Annotated in this window: 14 protein-coding genes and 1 pseudogene; 3 read left to right on the plus strand and 12 right to left on the minus strand. The window is 70.3% G+C overall.

Annotation, left to right across the window (positions count from 1 at the left end):
• Positions 1-3 precede the first annotated feature (3 nt).
• Positions 4-894 (minus strand): annotated as a pseudogene (locus ABZX61_RS47020) (LLM class flavin-dependent oxidoreductase); the annotation flags it as partial.
• Positions 895-3,021: an LLM class flavin-dependent oxidoreductase gene (locus ABZX61_RS47025; protein ID WP_355204820.1), complete on the minus strand. Its 2,127-nt coding sequence runs from the start codon at positions 3,019-3,021 to the stop codon at positions 895-897. It abuts the pseudogene before it with no gap.
• A gap of 53 nt (positions 3,022-3,074) precedes the next feature.
• On the opposite strand from ABZX61_RS47025, the gene ABZX61_RS47030 reads away from it, so the two are divergent.
• Both ABZX61_RS47030 and ABZX61_RS47035 read left to right on the plus strand, forming a co-directional pair.
• On the plus strand, positions 3,075-3,536 hold the full coding sequence (locus tag ABZX61_RS47030) for a MarR family transcriptional regulator (protein WP_350741750.1): 462 nt from the start codon (positions 3,075-3,077) through the stop codon (positions 3,534-3,536).
• A gap of 70 nt (positions 3,537-3,606) precedes the next feature.
• Positions 3,607-4,569: a hypothetical protein gene (locus ABZX61_RS47035; protein ID WP_355204823.1), complete on the plus strand. Its 963-nt coding sequence runs from the start codon at positions 3,607-3,609 to the stop codon at positions 4,567-4,569.
• Here the strand turns inward: ABZX61_RS47035 and ABZX61_RS47040 are convergent.
• The 3 genes from ABZX61_RS47040 to ABZX61_RS47050 form a co-directional block, all read right to left on the minus strand.
• Positions 4,545-4,937: a DUF3224 domain-containing protein gene (locus ABZX61_RS47040; RefSeq protein WP_355204826.1), complete on the minus strand. Its 393-nt coding sequence runs from the start codon at positions 4,935-4,937 to the stop codon at positions 4,545-4,547. The genes ABZX61_RS47035 and ABZX61_RS47040 overlap by 25 nt on opposite strands.
• A gap of 35 nt (positions 4,938-4,972) precedes the next feature.
• Positions 4,973-5,749, minus strand: a complete 777-nt coding sequence (locus ABZX61_RS47045; protein WP_355204828.1) for an LLM class flavin-dependent oxidoreductase — start codon at positions 5,747-5,749, stop codon at positions 4,973-4,975.
• Between the two features lie 91 nt (positions 5,750-5,840).
• Positions 5,841-7,049: an FAD-binding protein gene (locus tag ABZX61_RS47050; RefSeq protein ID WP_355204831.1), complete on the minus strand. Its 1,209-nt coding sequence runs from the start codon at positions 7,047-7,049 to the stop codon at positions 5,841-5,843.
• A gap of 79 nt (positions 7,050-7,128) precedes the next feature.
• Between ABZX61_RS47050 and ABZX61_RS47055 the strand changes: the two genes are divergently transcribed.
• A complete protein-coding gene (locus ABZX61_RS47055; protein ID WP_355204834.1) occupies positions 7,129-7,473 on the plus strand; it encodes a PLD nuclease N-terminal domain-containing protein in 345 nt (114 codons plus the stop codon).
• On the opposite strand, the gene araA is transcribed toward ABZX61_RS47055, so the two are convergent.
• The 7 genes from araA to chvE all read right to left on the minus strand — a co-directional run bounded on the left by araA (position 7,470) and on the right by chvE (position 16,257).
• Complete coding sequence (gene araA, locus ABZX61_RS47060) at positions 7,470-8,924, minus strand: L-arabinose isomerase (RefSeq protein WP_355204837.1); 1,455 nt, start codon at positions 8,922-8,924, stop codon at positions 7,470-7,472. The genes ABZX61_RS47055 and araA overlap by 4 nt on opposite strands.
• Positions 8,921-9,568, minus strand: a complete 648-nt coding sequence (locus ABZX61_RS47065) for an L-ribulose-5-phosphate 4-epimerase (protein ID WP_350741736.1) — start codon at positions 9,566-9,568, stop codon at positions 8,921-8,923. The genes araA and ABZX61_RS47065 overlap by 4 nt, the downstream gene beginning before the upstream one ends.
• Positions 9,565-11,187 carry a ribulokinase gene (gene araB, locus ABZX61_RS47070; RefSeq protein ID WP_350741825.1) on the minus strand — a complete coding sequence of 541 codons (1,623 nt, stop codon included), beginning with the start codon at positions 11,185-11,187 and terminating at the stop codon, positions 9,565-9,567. Before araB ends, ABZX61_RS47065 begins: the two co-directional genes overlap by 4 nt.
• Before the next feature lie 58 nt (positions 11,188-11,245).
• Complete coding sequence (locus ABZX61_RS47075; RefSeq protein WP_355205051.1) at positions 11,246-12,229, minus strand: LacI family DNA-binding transcriptional regulator; 984 nt, start codon at positions 12,227-12,229, stop codon at positions 11,246-11,248.
• Positions 12,230-12,293: 64 nt separating this feature from the next.
• Complete coding sequence (gene mmsB / locus ABZX61_RS47080; protein ID WP_355204840.1) at positions 12,294-13,553, minus strand: multiple monosaccharide ABC transporter permease; 1,260 nt, start codon at positions 13,551-13,553, stop codon at positions 12,294-12,296.
• Complete coding sequence (gene mmsA, locus ABZX61_RS47085; protein ID WP_355204843.1) at positions 13,550-15,082, minus strand: multiple monosaccharide ABC transporter ATP-binding protein; 1,533 nt, start codon at positions 15,080-15,082, stop codon at positions 13,550-13,552. The genes mmsB and mmsA overlap by 4 nt, the downstream gene beginning before the upstream one ends.
• A 59-nt stretch (positions 15,083-15,141) precedes the next feature.
• On the minus strand, positions 15,142-16,257 hold the full coding sequence (chvE, locus tag ABZX61_RS47090; protein WP_350741730.1) for a multiple monosaccharide ABC transporter substrate-binding protein: 1,116 nt from the start codon (positions 16,255-16,257) through the stop codon (positions 15,142-15,144).
• Positions 16,258-16,404 lie beyond the last annotated feature (147 nt).

The following is a 16,404-nucleotide window of genomic DNA, read 5'->3' on the forward strand; positions in this document are numbered from 1 at the left end:
TTCGCGTTCGGCCGTGACGAGCTCGCGGGTGGCCGGAGCGACCTCGGCCGCGAACAGCTCCACCACCGAGGGGTCGTCCGCCATCAGGATGAACGTGCTGACGCCGTGGTCCAGAGCGAGGCCGGCGAGCTCTTCCGCCCACTGGTCCGGTGGCCCGTCGAGCAGCCCGCGGCTGGAACTCGCGAAGCGGCCCGAGAGGTTCAGCAGCCGGCGTACGTCGGCGGGCGAGCGGCCGGCGGACAGCGCGGCCTCGTCGATGTGCTTGTTTCCCTCCGTGAGGTCCCCGGGGCCGCCCTGCAGGTAGGACAGCGACGGCAGCCAGCCGTCGGCGGCGCGGCCGGTCAGCTTGAGCATCTTCGGTTTGTAGGCGCCGAGCCAGATCCCGATGTCATGGGCCGGGGCGGGGCCGCGTTTGGCGCCTTTGACCTGGTAGTACTCCCCGTCCACCCGGACGCCGCCCGGCCCGTCGGCCGCCCAGATCTCGCGGAAGATCCGGATCGCCTCCTCCAGCGCGTCCACGGCCTGGCCGGGGGACAGCCGCCGGCCGCCCATGGCCTCGATGGCGTCCCAGAACCCGCCCGCGCCGATGCCCAGCTCGAAGCGGCCGCCGCTGAGCAGGTCCAGGCTGGCCGCGCTGCGGGCCAGCACGGCCGGGTGCCGCAGCGGCAGGTTGAGCACGTTGCCGCTGAGCCGGACGCGCTCGGTGCGGGCGGCGACGTAGGACAGCAGGGTCCAGGTGTCGAGGAACTTCGGCTGGTACGGATGATCCTGGAACGTCACCAGGTCCAGGCCGGCGCGGTCGGCCGCCACGGCCACCTCCACCGCGTGGGTGGCGGGCTGCGCCGTGGGGGTGACGAACGCGCCGAACAGCAGGTCGTGCCCGTAGTCGGTCATCTATGACTCCTCAGGTCGGATGTTGAAGTTGTCGCGGAAGACGTTGTCCGGGTCGTACCGTGCCTTGAGCTCGCGCAACCGCCGCAGGGTGCCCGGCGGGAACGCGTCGCCCAGCCGCTTGGGCCGCGCGTCGGTCTCGAAGCTGAGGTAGAGGCCGTTGACGTACGGCTCCAGCCGGGCCCACTCCTTGTCCACCCGCTGCCGGTTCGCCCCGAACGCGATGACCGAGAAGTTGGCGGAGCGGTGGGCGTAGGCGGTGGCGTCGGCAGGGACGTCGGCCACCGCGCCGCCGACCGAGCGGATCTGGAAGAAGTAGACCGCGCCGCTGTGGATCAGCCGCGCCGCGGCGGCGGCGAACTCCGGGGTGATGTGCTCGACCAGCCCGGAGCGGGTGACCGGCTCCCCCTGGCCGTTGTGGCCGTCGCCGGCCGCGTTGGCCATGACGGCGGCGTACGAGGTGATCACGACCTGCTGGTCGAGCAGCGGGGCGATGTCCGCCATCGGCTGGAGCCGATCGATGACGGTCTCCGGAACGCCCGCGTTGACCATGGCCATCACGTGCCCGGTCGCCGGACGTCCGGCGCGCGGCGGGCTCACGATGAGGAAGCTCGTGAGGTCGCGCGGGGCCGACTCCTGGACCGCGCCCCACCTTTCGAGGAACGTGGCCGTGTCCCTGGCGTCCATGACGAGCTGCGCCCACCCGACGTCGCCGACCTCGTCCACCTCGAACTCGAACGCCGTGACGACGCCGAAGTTCGCGCCCGCGCCGCGTACCGCCCAGAACAGGTCCGCGTTCTCCGTCTCGCTCGCCCGCACCACCGAGCCGTCGGCGAGCACCATCTCGACGGCGCGCAGGTGGTCGATGGTCAGGCCGTGGTCGCGGGCCAGGAACCCGAGGCCGCCGGCGGTGGCCAGGCCGCCGACGCCGACCCCGCCGTAGTCGCCGGAGCTGAGCGCCCACCCGTACGGCTCCAGGGCCGCGGCGACGTCCGTCCAGCGCGCGCCGGGCCCGATCCTGACCAGGCGGTTCGCCCGGTCGAGCACCTCGATGGAGTTCAGCCCGGACACGTCGACGACGATGCCGCCGTCGTTGGTGGAGCGGCCGCTGATCCCGTGGCCGCCGCTGCGCACCCCCAACGGCAGGTGCGGGTGGGCCCGCGCGAACGCCAGCGCCTCGGCCACCTGGCCGGCGTCGCCCGGCCGGATGACCAGCCCCGGCGCCCCGCCCCGCAGGTACGTCGACCTGACCCGCGAGTACCCCGGGTCGCCCGGCTCGATCACCGGGAGGGACGCGGGCACCAGGTCGTAGTCGATCCCGGCTCGCCGCACGGCGCGCACGGAGGCGCGGCGCAGCTGACGGCCGGTCGGTCCCACGGTCTCGCGCAGCGCGGGCGCCACCTCCAGAGCGAACCGTTCGACGGCCTCCGGGTCGTCCGACATGAGGATGAACGTCCCGATCCCGTCCTCGACGGCCAGCGGGAGCAGGTCTTCCACGCCGGACCGCGCCGGGACGTTGACCAGCCGGCGGATCTCCCGGGGATCGCGCCCGGCCGCCACCGCGGCCTCGTCGATGAGCTTGTTCCCGGCCCTGATCCGGTCCGGCCCGCACTCGTCGAGGGACACCAGCCAGCCGTCCGCCCGCTCCCCCACCAGCCGCAGCGATCCCGCGTCGTCCGCGCCCAGCCAGATCGGCACGTCGTGCGCGGCCGGCGGCCCCGGCTGCGCGCCCCCGAGCCGGTAGTGCTCGCCGTCGAACCGCAGCGGCCCGCCGTCCTCGTCCCACATGCCGCGGATCACGTCGATCGCCTCGCCGGCCCCCTCAGCGGCGCCCAGCGCGAGCGACAACCGGCCGCCGGACAGCAGGTCGAGGCTGACCGCCGCGCGGGCGAGCACGGCGGGCGGGCGCAGCGCGAGGTTCAGGACGTTGGCCGACAGGCCCACCCGCGAGGTCCGTCCGGCCACCCATGACAGAAGCGTCCACGTGTCGAAGGTGTCCGGATGATCCGGAAAGGTGACCAGGTCGTACCCCAGTTCCTCACTCCGGACCGCCAGCGACACCGCATCGGCTCCGGCGTCGGCTCCGGGGGTGATGAACGTGCCGAACGTCAGTGGATGGCCGTAGTTCATCCGAGCCCTCTCACACAATTAGGTTGATGCATCAACCATACTAGACTGTCGTCATGTCCACGCTCTCCACCCGTCAGGCGGCCCAGTGGGCCAGCTATCAGCGCATGCGCGTGCAGCTCACCGGGCGGATCAACCGGGAGCTCGCCGGGGCCACCGGCCTGTCGGAGGCCGACTACGAGATCCTCGCCCACCTCACCGAGTCGCCCGACGAGTCGATGCGGGCGCTGGCGCTGCGGTGCGGGCTGGCATGGGAGAAGAGCCGTCTGTCCCACCAGTTGCGGCGCATGGAGCAGCGCGGGCTGGTCACGCGCGCCGAGTGCGAGGAGGACAACCGGGGGTCGGTCATCCGGGTCACCGAGGAGGGCCGCCGGCTCGCCGCCGAGGCCAGGCTCCACCACGAGAGGGCCGTCCGGCGCTACGTCGTCGACGTGCTGACCCCGGCCCAGCTGGAGGCGCTGGGCGCCATCGCCGAGACCGTGCTGGGGCAGCTCACGGATGAGGAGCACCAGGCATAGGACGATTGTCATGCCGAGGTCAGGATCGATGGCACCGGTCAACGCCGCGAAATCGCCGGACCATCGAGGCATGAGAAGAATCCTCCTGGCCCTGGGGCTGGCCCTGCTCTCCCCGCTCGTCGCGGAGTTCCTGCTCGGCGACTTCCCCCTGACGTACCTGTACTTCCTGCTCCTGCTCGCCCCCACCTACGGCGGCGCCACGGTGATCATCCGGGAGGTGGCCAGGAGGAAGGGGCTCGGGTGGCCGAGCATCGTGCTCATGGCCCTCGCCTACGGCGTGTTCGAGGAGGGCATCATGACGATGTCGCTCTTCAACCCCGACTACGCCGGGCAGCGGCTGCTCGACCCCGGCTACGTCTCCGCGCTCGGGATCGGGGTGCCGTGGACGCTGTTCGTGCTGGCCCTGCACACGGTGTGGAGCGTGAGCGTGCCCATCGCGGTCATGGAGGAGCTGGCCGGCGAGCGGCGGACCACCCCGTGGCTGGGCAGGACCGGTCTCAGCGTGGCGGCGGCGCTGGCCGTGCTGGGAGCCGCGTCGACCACGCTGTTCTCCTATCAGAACGGGCACTTCCTCGCGTCCGTGCCGCAGCTCGTGGCCATCGTGGTGATCGTGGTCCTGCTGGTGGTGGCGGCCTTCCGGCTGCCGCGCCCGGGCCGGGCCCCAGAGTGGGCCACAGGGCGGGCGCCGTCACCGTGGCTGGTGCTCGGGGCGGCGCTGGTCGCCGGGCTGGTGTTCGAGCTGCAGACGGTGATCCAGGGGCTGCCCGTCTGGCTGACCATCGCCGGGCTCGTCGCGGCCGAGGCGGGCATCGCTTGGGCGGCGCTCACCTGGTCGGCGCGCGAGGGGTGGGACGGCAGGCACCGGATGGCGCTGGCCGGCGGGGCGCTGCTGACCTACGCCTGGCACGCGTTCTTCTCCCACCCGCTGGTGCCGTCGTCCCTCGGGCTCGACCTCGCCAGCCACCTGGTGTTCGGGCTGGGAGCGGTGGCGCTGCTGGTCGTGGCGCTTCAGAGGGTGAAGTCGAATGTGTAGGAGTGCGAGCCGTCAGGGGCGATGATGATGTCCATCTCGCCCCTGAGCCCCCGCAACTCCCCCGTCGCCGAGTCGGGGACGACCGAGATTCTCAGCGACCGCTCGCCACGGTCGCTGACCGCGTTGTGCTGCACGACGAAGGCCCCCGCGAGGCCGTCGAGGGTGCCCTCGATGCGCTCCAGCGCCACGTACGACCTCGAGTCCTCGACCTGTGTCGAGGCCGTCAGCAGGTGGACGACGCTGGTGGCCGTCAGGTCCCCGTGGAAGGTCTTGGACATGGTCACGAGCCCGATCGAGACGCCGTCACGCTCCACGAACGGTGCTTCGGCGTCCCAGTCTGCGGTGTCGAAGGTTCCCTTGGCGGTCATGGCTCTATCGTGCCGGTCATACCTGTCAGGTCCCGTCAGGTACCGGTGAGGCGTTCCACCACGGGCGCGAACTCGTCCAGGTACTGGGCGTTCACCGACACGTACGAGACGCCGAGCCGGTCGCGGCGCCTGCGCAGCGTGTCCGCCATCTCGTCCGCGGTGCCCAGCAGGACGCCGGTGCCGCCGGCCGGGACGTTCAGCCAGGAGGGCGGCTCGGCCCCGGCGGCCGCGAGGTTCATGCTGAGCTCCAGGTCGTGGAAGCGGTCGCCGGCCAGCTCGTACAGCTCGTCCAGCTTCGCCGCCACCTGATCCTCCGTGTAGTGCGGCGGCAGGCCGAGCGCCACGGTGTCGGCCTGCCGGGCGGCGAGCTTGAGGAGCCTGGTCCCGGACGCGGCGACCAGGACGCGTACGTCCTTGACCGCCTCGATCGTCCGGGCGACGCGCTCGATGCGCTGGCCGGGCGTGCCGTACCCGACGCCGAGCGCCGCGGCGTCCCGCTCCGCGTCCGGGCGTCCGGCGCCCAGACCGAGCTCGAAGCGCCCGTCGGTGAGCGCGTGCAGGGTGGCGGTCTCCCACGCAACGGCCTCGGGAGTCCGGTTGGCGGCGCTCAGCACGAACGTGCCGACGCGCAGGGTCGTCGTGGCCGTCGCGGCCACGGCGGCGGCGACGAAGGGCGACAGCGTGCCGAGCGTGTCGGGGACCAGCAGCGTCGAGTAGCCGAGGCTCTCCGCCCTGCGGGCCAGGCCGGTCCACGCGCCGGCGTCGGTGGCATGTCCGGCGACCGCGCCGAACCTGAACGGGTGATCGGTCATGCCACCAACGATCGCGGATCCGCGCTCCGGCGACATCGTCCCCCGGACCGGTGGTCTCCTACATCCGGGGGCGCATACCCGCGCGAGAGTGCTACTCCTGCAGCAGTATCCGCGTGAAGTCGTTGGCGAACTTGCCCTCGGGGTCGAGCCGCCGTGCCAGCGAGCGGAAGTCGCCGGGGCACTCGGGCCGGCGGGTGAACAGCTTGCCCCAGTGCGGCCTGGGCGCGAACGGCGCCAGCGTCTCCTCCACCAGCTCCAGCACCGGCAGCACCGCGGCCACGTCCCTGATCCAGGTGAAGTGGATGCCGACGCTGTCGCGACCGCGGAAGGGGCTCAGCCACAGGTCGTCGGGCGCGATCGAGCGCACCTCGGAGATCTGCAGGACGGGCCGGATCCGGTCGCCGATCGCGTACAGCTCGCGCAGCGCCTTGACCGCGTGCTCCCGGGGCAGGATGAGCTCCGACTGCAGCTCGTTGCCCGCGCCGCTCGGCTCGGCGTCCGGACGGAAGTGCGGCAGCCGCTCGTGCCACGGCCCGGGCACGCCGAGCTGGACCGTGCAGTTCTCCGCCGACATCGCGGGCAGGGGGTGGCGGGGGCCGTCGGCCGGGGTGGTGCCGTGCCAGTCGGCGTCGGTCAGCTCCTCGGTGCTCTTCAGCCAGACGCGGGTGTCGCGCCAGTCGGTGAAGAGGCTGACGCTGTAGGCGGCGGACATGATCTGGTCGAAGTCGGCGAGCGCGGCCGCGGTCAGGCCCTCGCGCACGTACTGGCGCAGCTCGAAGGACGGCACCAGGTCGAGGGTCAGCGAGGTGACGACGCCGAGCGCGCCGAGGGCCACCACCGCGCCGGGGAAGTCGGCGTCGCCGCGGGAGAGGGTGAGCACGGAGCCGTCGGCGGTGACGAGGTCGAGCGAGGACACGGCCGAGGCCAGGCCGGGGATGGCGTCGCCGGAGCCGTGCGTGCCGGTCGCGACCGAGCCGGCCACGGAGATGTGCGGCAGCGAGGCCATGTTCGCCAGCGCGAACCCGGCCCGGTGCACCTGCGGCGCGAGCCGCGCGTACGTCATGCGCGCGGGCACCCGCACCGTGGCCGCCGCGCTGTCGATCTCCACCGCGTCCGGCATCCGGTCGAGCACGACGAGGTCGCCGTCGGTGTCCGCGACGTCGTTGAACGAGTGGCCGCTCCCCAGCGCCCGCACGCGGGAGCCGGCCGAGACGAGCCGCTGGAGCTCGTCGAGCGAGGTCGGGTGATGGACATCTTGCGCCCGAAATGCGGTGTTTCCCGCCCAATTGGTCAGCGTCACGGCATTACCTTCCCACAAACCACCTTGTCAGCCCCGCCCGGGTGCCGCTAGCTTCGGGAGCCGCTGACGGAGGTGTGCCGTGCTCTACCTGTCCGAGGCTGTCGGCCTTGTCACGCTCGTGCTCTGGCTCTACTGCCTCTTCGACGCGATCACCACGCCCGACGTGCTCTGCAGGAACCTGCCGAAGATCGTCTGGGTGGTCGTCGTGCTGCTGTTCCCGCTGATCGGCTCCATCGCCTGGCTGGTGGCGGGCCGGCCGGACCGGTCGCAGTCGGCCACGCGGCCGAGCGCGTTCCCCGAGTACGACCGCCCGGGCCGCTTCGCCGCCGGCAACCCGGACGACGACGAGGAGTTCCTGCGCCGCTGCCGCGAACGCGCCGAGGAGCAGCGCAGGAACGCCCCCAAGAAACCGCCCGAGGACTAGAAGCCCTGGGCCAGGCGGTAGTACGCCTGGTTCCAGCGGATCTCCTTGGTGAACCGCTCGGTCGTCGTGTCGGCGTCGATGATCAGCAGCTCCACACCGAGCATGTCGGCCAGGTCGGTCAGCTCCGCGCGGCCGATCACCGTGGAGAGCACCGTGTGGTGCGGCGCGCCCGCCGTGAGCCACGACTCCGTGGACGTACGCAGGTTGGGGCGGGGGTTCCAGACCGCGCGGGCGACCGGCAGCTTGGGCAGCGGCTGGGGCGGGGCCACGAGGTCGATCTCGTTGGCCACCAGCCGGAACCGGTCACCCATGTCGGCCAGGCCCACCACGATGCCGGGGCCGGGCTCGGCGTCGAACACGAGCCGGACCGGGTCCTCCCGGTTGCCGATGCCCAGCGGGTGGATCTCGCACGACGGCGTGCCGGAGGCGATCGAGGGGCAGACCTCCAGCATGTGCGCGCCCAGGATGAGCTCCTGGCCGGGCGACAGGTCGTAGGTGTAGTCCTCCATGAACGACGTGCCGCCGGGCGCCATGGACTTCAGGGTGCGCAGGAGGACCGAGGTCTTCCAGTCGCCCTCGCCGCCGAAGCCGTACCCGTCGGCCATGAGCCGCTGCACGGCCAGGCCCGGGAGCTGGCGCAGGCCGCCGAGGTCCTCGAAGTTCGTGGTGAACGCCTTGAAGCCGCCCGCCTCCAGGAAGCCGCGCAGGCCCAGCTCGATCCTGGCCGCGTAACGCAGCGACTCGTTGCGCTCGCCGAGCAGCTCGGGAGCGACGGTGTACTGCTCGGCGTACTCCTTGACCAGCGCCGTCACGTCCGCGTCCGAGGCCGCGTCCACGGCCTCCACCAGGTCGTTCACGCCGTACGTGTTGACCGAGACGCCGAAGCGGAGCTGCGCCTCCACCTTGTCGCCCTCGGTGACCGCCACGTCGCGCATGTTGTCGCCGAAGCGGGCCAGCTTCAGCGTGCGCACCTCGGCCAGGCCCTTGGCGGCCCGCACCCAGGTCAGGATGCGCTCGCCCACGGACGGGTCGCTGACGTGCCCGGCCACGGTCTTGCGCGGCACGCCCAGCCGCGTCTGCACGAACCCGAACTCGCGGTCGCCGTGCGCGGCCTGGTTGAGGTTCATGAAGTCCATGTCGATGGTGCTCCACGGGAGCTCCACGTTGGCCTGCGTGTGCAGGTGCAGCAGCGGCTTGCGCAGCGCGTCGAGCCCCGCGATCCACATCTTGGCCGGGGAGAAGGTGTGCATCCACGCGATCACGCCGGCGCACGAGTCGTCGGCGTTGGCCTCCAGCATCACGCGCCTGATCGCCGCCGCGTCGGTGAGCACGGGCTTCCACTCGACGGGCATGGGCAGCTGCTCGGCGATCCGCTGAGACTGCTCGGCCACCTGGCGCAGCGTGTCCTCGCCGTACAGCCCCTGGCTGCCGGTCAGAAACCAGATCTTCAACGCGGGCTCCTCTGTCCGTAGACGTTCTGATAGCGGTCGTACAGGCGGTCGATGTCGTCCTGCGGGATCGGCAGCGGCTCGCCGAGCTGCCTGGCCACGTGGACGGTGCGGGCCACGTCCTCGCACATGACGGCGGCCTTCACGGCCGCCTTCGGGTCCTTGCCGATGCTGAACACGCCGTGGTTCTGCATGAGGACGGCCTTGGAGCGGTGGCCCTTGAGCGTCTCGACGATGCCCTGGCCGATCGAGTCGTCGCCGATCAGCGCGAACGGGCCGAGGGGGATCTCGCCGCCGAACTCGTCGGCCATCGCGGTCAGCACGCAGGGGATGGCCTCGCCGCGCGCCGCCCAGGCGGAGGCGTAGGTGGAGTGGGTGTGCACGACGCCGCCGACGTCGGGCATGTTGCGGTAGACGTACGCGTGCGCGGCGGTGTCGCTGGACGGCGAGTGCTCACCCTCCACGAGGTTGCCGTCGAGGTCGCACACGACCATGTTCTCCGGGGTCAGCTCGTCGTACGAGACCCCGGACGGCTTGATGACGAACAGGTCCTCGCCCGGGACCCGGCCCGAGACGTTGCCCGCGGTCCAGACGACCAGGTTGTAGCGGACCAGCTCCGCGTGCAGGTCTGCGACGATCTTCCTCATGCCTGGGCCTCGTTCCTGATCGCGCGGAGGGTGTGCAGCATCTTCCCGTCCCCGAAGAAGTCGTGGAGCCTGTGGTACTCGGCGTAGAGCCGGTCGTAGGCGTCGGCGCTGGCCTCGTCGGGCACGTACGCGGCCTCGGTGCGCTTGCCCATGGCCGCGGCGGCCTCCTGGATGCCCGGGTAGGCGCCGGCGGCGACGGCCGCGTGGATGGCCGAGCCGAGCGCGGGGCCCTGGTCGGAGCCGATGACCGACAGCGGGCGGCGCAGCACGTCGGCGTAGACCTGCATGAGGAAGCGGTTCTTCAGCAGGCCGCCGGCGACCACGAACTCCTCGACCGGCACGCCCGACTTCTCGAACGTCTCCACGATCATCCGGGCGCCGAACGCGGTGGACTCGATGAGCGCCCGGTAGACGTCCTCGGGCTTGGTGGCCAGCGTCTGGCCGATGATCACACCGGAGAGGTTGTGGTCCACGAGCACCGAGCGGTTGCCGCCGAACCAGTCGAGCGCGACCAGGCCATGCTCGCCGACCGCCTGCTTCTCGGCCAGCGCGGTGAGGCTCTCGTGGTCGAGGTCGCCCCCGAAGTTGTCCACGAACCAGGCGAAGATGTCGCCGACCGCGGACTGGCCGGCCTCGTAGCCCCAGAGGCCGGGCACGATGCCGTCGCGCACGACGCCGCACATGCCGGGCACCTCGGCGAGCTGGTCGCTGGGCATGATGTGGCAGGTGGAGGTGCCCATGATGGCCACCATCTGGCCGGGCCTGACGGCGTCGGCGGCGGCCGAGGTGACGTGCGCGTCCACGTTGCCGACGGCCACGGCCGCGCCCTCGGACAGGCCGGTCCACTGCGCGGCCTGCGCGGTCAGGCGCCCGGCGAGGCCGCCGAGGGGGGCCAGCGTGGTGCCGTTGACCTGGTCGCCGACCTGACCGGTGGCGAGCTTGCTCGCGAACCCGGCGAATCCGGGGTTGAGCTCGGCGAGGAACTCCTCGGACGGGTAGGAGCCGTCCTGGAAGATCCCCTTGTATCCCACAGTGCAGATGTTGCGGCTCTCGACGCCGGTGAGCTGCCAGATGATCCAGTCGGCGGCCTCGATCCAGCGCTCGGCCCTGGCGTACACCTCGGGGGCCTCCTCCAGGACCTGCAGGCCCTTGGCGAACTCCCACTCCGAGGAGATCTTGCCCCCGTAGCGCGGCAGCCAGCTCTCCCCCCGGCGCGCGGCCAGCTCGTTGATCCGGTCGGCGTGCGACTGCGCGGCGTGGTGCTTCCACAGCTTCGGCCACGCGTGCGGCTCGGACGGGGTCTCGACGCACAGCGGCGTGCCGTCCGCCGTCGTGGGCAGCACGGTGCAGGCGGTGAAGTCGGTGCCGATGCCGATGATCTGCTCGGGCGCGACGCCCGAGGCGGCGACCGCCTGGGGTACGGCGATCTTCAGCACGTCGATCCAGTCCTGCGGCGACTGCAGCGCCCAGTCCGGGCCCAGCCTCTCGTCGGATCCCGGCAGGCTGTGCTCGATGACGCGGTGGGCGTACTCGTGGACGGCACTGCCCAGCTCCGCGCCGTCACTCACGCGGACGACGACGGCACGCCCCGAGAGCGTGCCGAAGTCGACTCCGACCACGTAACTGTTAGCGTTCACATTCCACTCCAGGGGATTTTTTCTGTGGCCTGCACATCATCTACCGCCGAGCCGAGGTACTCGACCTCACGACGAAGCTGGGAGGGACGACCAGGCGCTCGTACGCGGTGGGCCCGGCGTCGATCTGGCGCAGCAGCACCTCGATGCAGTGCCTGCCCACCACGTCGAAGTCCTGCCTGACCGTGGTGAGCGGCGGCGAGAAGAACTCCGACTCGGGGATGTCGTCGAAGCCCACCACGCTGATCTGGTCGGGCACCCGCACGCCCGCCTCGCTGAGCGCGCGCAGCACGCCGAGCGCCATCTGGTCGTTGCCGGCGAACACGGCCGTGACGCCCTCCATCGCCGCCAGGCTCTTGCCGGCCTCGTAACCCGCGCGCGGGCTCCAGTCGCCGGCCAGCGGCTCGGGCACCGGCCGGCCCGCCTCCTCCAGGGCCGCGCGCCAGCCCTCGATCCGGCCCTCGGTCTCCAGCCAGTCGGGGGCGCCGCTGACGTGCCAGACGGTCTCGTGACCCAGCTCCAGAAGGTGGCGGGTGGCGAGCCTGGCGCCTTGCACCTGGTCGATGCAGACCACCGACACGTCGGCGGCGTGAGTGCCCTCGACCGCGACCGCCGGCATGCCGCTCGGCAGGTTCTCCAGTGCGCGCCCGGCCGAGCGCTGCGGCGCGACCACCACGACCCCGTCCACGCCCTGCTCGGCGAGGTAGTCGATGGCGTCGCGCACGCTGGTCGCGTCGATGGACTTCAGGCTGACGATGCTCACGAAGTAGCCCGCGGTCCTGGCCGCCTGCTCGATGCCGTAGATCGTGCTGGCCGGGCCGTACAGCGTGGTGTCGAAGCTCACCACGCCGAGCGTCCTCGACCGCTTGGTGACCAGGGCGCGGGCGACCAGGTTACGTCGGTAGCCCAGCCGGGTGATCGCCTCCTCCACCCGGGCGCGGGTGTCCGCCCGGACGTTCGGGTGGTCGTTGAGCACCCGGGAGACCGTCTGGTGCGACACGCCCGCCTCCTTGGCCACATCGGCCATGACCGGCAGGCGGCGCTTGGGGGTCGTCACGGTCTCTCCTTTCGCTGGGCTCAGGGGATCTTAGCTAACGCGCGGCACCTGCCCTGCGCTTGGTCCACACGTCGAACGCGACGGCCGCCAGGAGGACCGCTCCCTTGACGAGCATGACCCGCTCGCTGGGCGAGCCGATCAGGGACATGCCGTTGTTGATGACCGCCATGATCAGACCGCCGGTGATGGCGCCGACCACCTTGCCGACACCGCCCTGGACGGCCGCGCCGCCGATGAAGGCCGCGGCGATGGCGTCCAGCTCGAAGCTGTTACCGGCGGTGGGACCCGCCTGGTTGAGCCGGCCGGCGAAGATGATGCCGGCGATGGCCGACAGCACGCCCATGTTGACGAAGATCCAGAAGACCACCGACTTGACCTTCACGCCGGACATGACGGCCGCCTGGAGGTTGCCGCCGATGGCGTAGATCTGCCGGCCGAAGACCGTGCGGTTGGCCATCAGCGAGTAGCCGAGCACGAGCACCGCCAGCAGCACCAGCACCCACGGGAGGTTCTTGAAGCGGGCGAGCTGCACGACCAGGAAGAGGATCAGCGCGGCCCCGGCCGCTAGCTTCAGCACGAACAGCGCCATCGGCTCCACGGCCTGCCCGTAGCCCTGGCGCGCGTTGCGGGTGCGCCACTGGGAGACCGCCATGCCGGCGATGGCCACGACGCCGATCAGCAGGCTGAACAGGTCGGCGCCGCCGAGCGGGCCGAGGCCGATGTTCCTGAGGTAGCCGTTGGTGAAGCCGTTGGCCAGCGTGCGGACCTGGTCGGGGAACGGGCCGATGCCCTGGTTGCCCAGCACGGTCAGGGTCAGCGCCCTGAACAGCAGCATGCCGGCCAGCGTCACGATGAACGCCGGGATGCCGAAGTACGCGATCCAGTAGCCCTGCCAGGCCCCGATCAGCGCCCCGGCCACCAGCGTGACGAGCAGGGCCAGCGGCCAGGGCCAGCCCATGTTCACCATGAGCACGGCCGCCAGAGCTCCCGTGACCGCCACCACCGAGCCGACCGACAGGTCGATGTGCCCGGCGATGATGATCAGGATCATGCCGATCGCGAGGATCAGGACGTAGGAGTTCTGGACGATGATGTTGGAGATGTTCTGCGGCGTGAGCATCGCGCCGTCGGTCAGCACCGAGAACAGCACGACGATCAGCGCGAAGGCGATGTAGATGCCGCTGGATCGCAGGTTGAGCGACACTCCGCCGAGCGACACCCTGCCCGGCTGCCGTGGAGCTCCTCCGTCGCCCTTGGCGCCGACCTCCACGTCGGTGGGCGTGATGCTACTCATTTTTCCTGTCCCTTGGTCATCAGGTACATGAGGTGTTCCTGGGTGGCCTCCTGGCGCGGCACCTCGCCGGTGATCCGGCCCTCGGAGAGGGTGTAGACGCGGTCGCACAGACCGAGCAGCTCGGGCAGCTCAGAGGAGATCACGAGCACGGCCTTGCCCTGGTCGGCCAGCCGGTTGATGATCGTGTAGATCTCGTACTTGGCACCGACGTCGATGCCCCTGGTGGGCTCGTCGAGGATGAGCACGTCCGGCTCGGTCAGGATCCACTTGGAGAGCACGACCTTCTGCTGGTTGCCGCCGCTCAGCTTGCCCACGATGCTGTTGACCGTGGGCGCCTTGATGTTCATGCTCTTGTGGAACTGCTCGGCGACCTTGTACTCCTCGTTCTCGTTGACCCAGCCGCGCTTGGACAGCCCGGGGAGCCCGGCCGCCGAGATGTTGCGCTTGATGTCCTCGATGAGGTTGAGGCCGTACCGCTTGCGGTCCTCGGTGGCGTAGGCGATGCCGTGCTTGATCGCGTCCTGCACGTTGCGGATCTCGATCGGCTTGCCGTCCTTGAAGATCTTGCCGGAGATGTGCACCCCGTACGCGCGCCCGAACACGCTCATCGCCAGCTCGGTGCGCCCGGCGCCCATCAGCCCCGCGAGGCCGACGATCTCGCCCCGGCGCAGCGTGAGGGCGGCGCCGTCGACCACCTTCCGGCCCGGCTGGCTGGGGCTGTAGACCGTCCAGTCCTCGATGCGCAGCACCTCGTCGCCGATGGTCGGCTCGTGCGGCGGGAAGCGGTTGTCGAGCGCCCGGCCGACCATGCCGGCGATGATGCGGTCCTCGGTGACGTCGTCGGTGGCCATGTCGAGGGTCTCGATCGTCTGCCCGTCGCGGATGATCGTGACGGAGTCGGCGATGGCGGTGACCTCGTTCAGCTTGTGAGAGATGATCACGCAGGTGATGCCCTCGTCCCGCAGGCCGCGCAGCAGGTCGAGCAGGTGGGCCGAGTCGTCGTCGTTGAGGGCGGCGGTCGGCTCGTCGAGGATGAGCAGCTTCACCTCCTTCGAGAGCGCCTTGGCGATCTCGACGAGCTGCTGCTTGCCCACGCCGATGTCGGCGATCGGCGTCGTCGGGTTCTCACGCAGGCCGACCCGCTTCATCAGCTCGCCGGCCTCGTAGTTGGTGCGGTTCCAGTCGATGAAGCCGCGCTTGGCGCGCTCGTTGCCGAGGAAGATGTTCTCGGCGATCGACAGCTGCGGGCTGAGCGCCAGCTCCTGGTGGATGATGACGATGCCGGCGTGCTCGCTGTCGCGGATGCCGCCGAACTCGACCGTCCTGCCCTCGAAGGTGATCTCGCCCTCGTACTCGCCATGCGGGTAGACCCCGGAAAGCACCTTCATCAGCGTCGACTTGCCGGCGCCGTTCTCGCCGCAGATCGCGTGGATCTCGCCCCGCCGGACAGACAGGTTGACGTTCTGCAGCGCCTTGACGCCGGGGAACGTCTTGGTGATCCCGCTCATCCGCAAGATGTGCTCGGTCATATTTCCCTCGCTCAGAGAGGAAGCCCCGGGGACCCCTGGGGTCCCCGGGGCTCTGGCCCTTACTTGAGCTGGTCCTCGGTGTAGTAGTTGCCGCCGATGATGACTTCCTTGTAGTTGCTCTTGTCCACGATCACCGGGTCGAGCAGGTACGACGGGACGACCTTGTTGCCGTTGTCGTAGTCCTTCTCGTTGTTGACCTCGGGCTTCTGGCCCTTGAGCACGGAGTCGGCCATCTTCACCGTCTGCTCGGCGAGCTTGCGGGTGTCCTTGAAGATGGTGGAGTACTGCTCACCGGCGATGATCGACTTCACCGACGCGAGCTCGGCGTCCTGGCCGGTCACGATCGGGTACGGCTGGCCGCTGGTGCCGTAGCCGGAGCTCTTGAGCGCCGACAGGATGCCGATCGACAGACCGTCGTACGGCGACAGCACGCCGTCCACCTTCTTGCCGCCGTAGGTCTTGGTGAGGATGTCCTCCATGCGCTTCTGCGCCGTGGCGGGGTCCCACCGCAGGATGGCGGCCTGCTTGAAGTCGGTCTGACCGCTCGCGACCTTCAGGGTGCCGTCGTCGATCTTGGGCTTGAGCACCGACATGGCGCCGTTCCAGAAGAACGTGGCGTTGTTGTCGTCGGGCGAGCCGCCGAACAGCTCGACGTTGAACGGGCCCTTCTTGCCGTCCTCGACGCCGAGGCCCTTGAGCAGCGAGGTCGCCTGCTGCACGCCGACCTTGAAGTTGTCGAACGTGGCGTAATAGTCGACGTTCGGGCTGTTGCGGATCAGGCGGTCATAGGCGATGACCGGGATCTTGTTGTCGGCGGCCTGCTGGAGCTGGGAGGTGATGGCGGTGCCGTCGATCGAGGCGATGATCAGGAGCTTGGCGCCCTTGGTGATCTGGTTCTCGATCTGGTTGGCCTGCGTCGGGATGTCGTTCTCCGCGTACTGGAGGTCGACCTTGTAGCCCAGCTTCTCCAGCTGCTGCTTGACGTTGTCGCCGTCGTGGATCCAGCGCTCCGACGACTTCGTGGGCATGGTGACGCCGATCAGGGCGCCCCCGCTTCCGGCGGAGGCCGAGGCGGAAGCCTGGGCGTCGACGGTCTTCGTGCTCGACCCGCAGGCCGTCATCGTCGCGGCGAGCGCGATGACGGATACCACGCCCCCGATTCGTCCCAATCTCATGTCATCTCCTTGCGATGGGGGTCCGGCAGCGCTGGACGCGGCAACTGCCGGTAGAGCGAGGAATTCGATTACAGAAAGTAACGAATCAGAACATAATTCTCGTTCGCTTCCGCCGATTGTTATCGCTAACAACGCTCATGTCAACGG

Origin of the sequence: Nonomuraea sp. NPDC003709 (assembly GCF_040610775.1) — a bacterium.
Lineage (GTDB): Bacteria > Actinomycetota > Actinomycetes > Streptosporangiales > Streptosporangiaceae > Nonomuraea > Nonomuraea angiospora_A.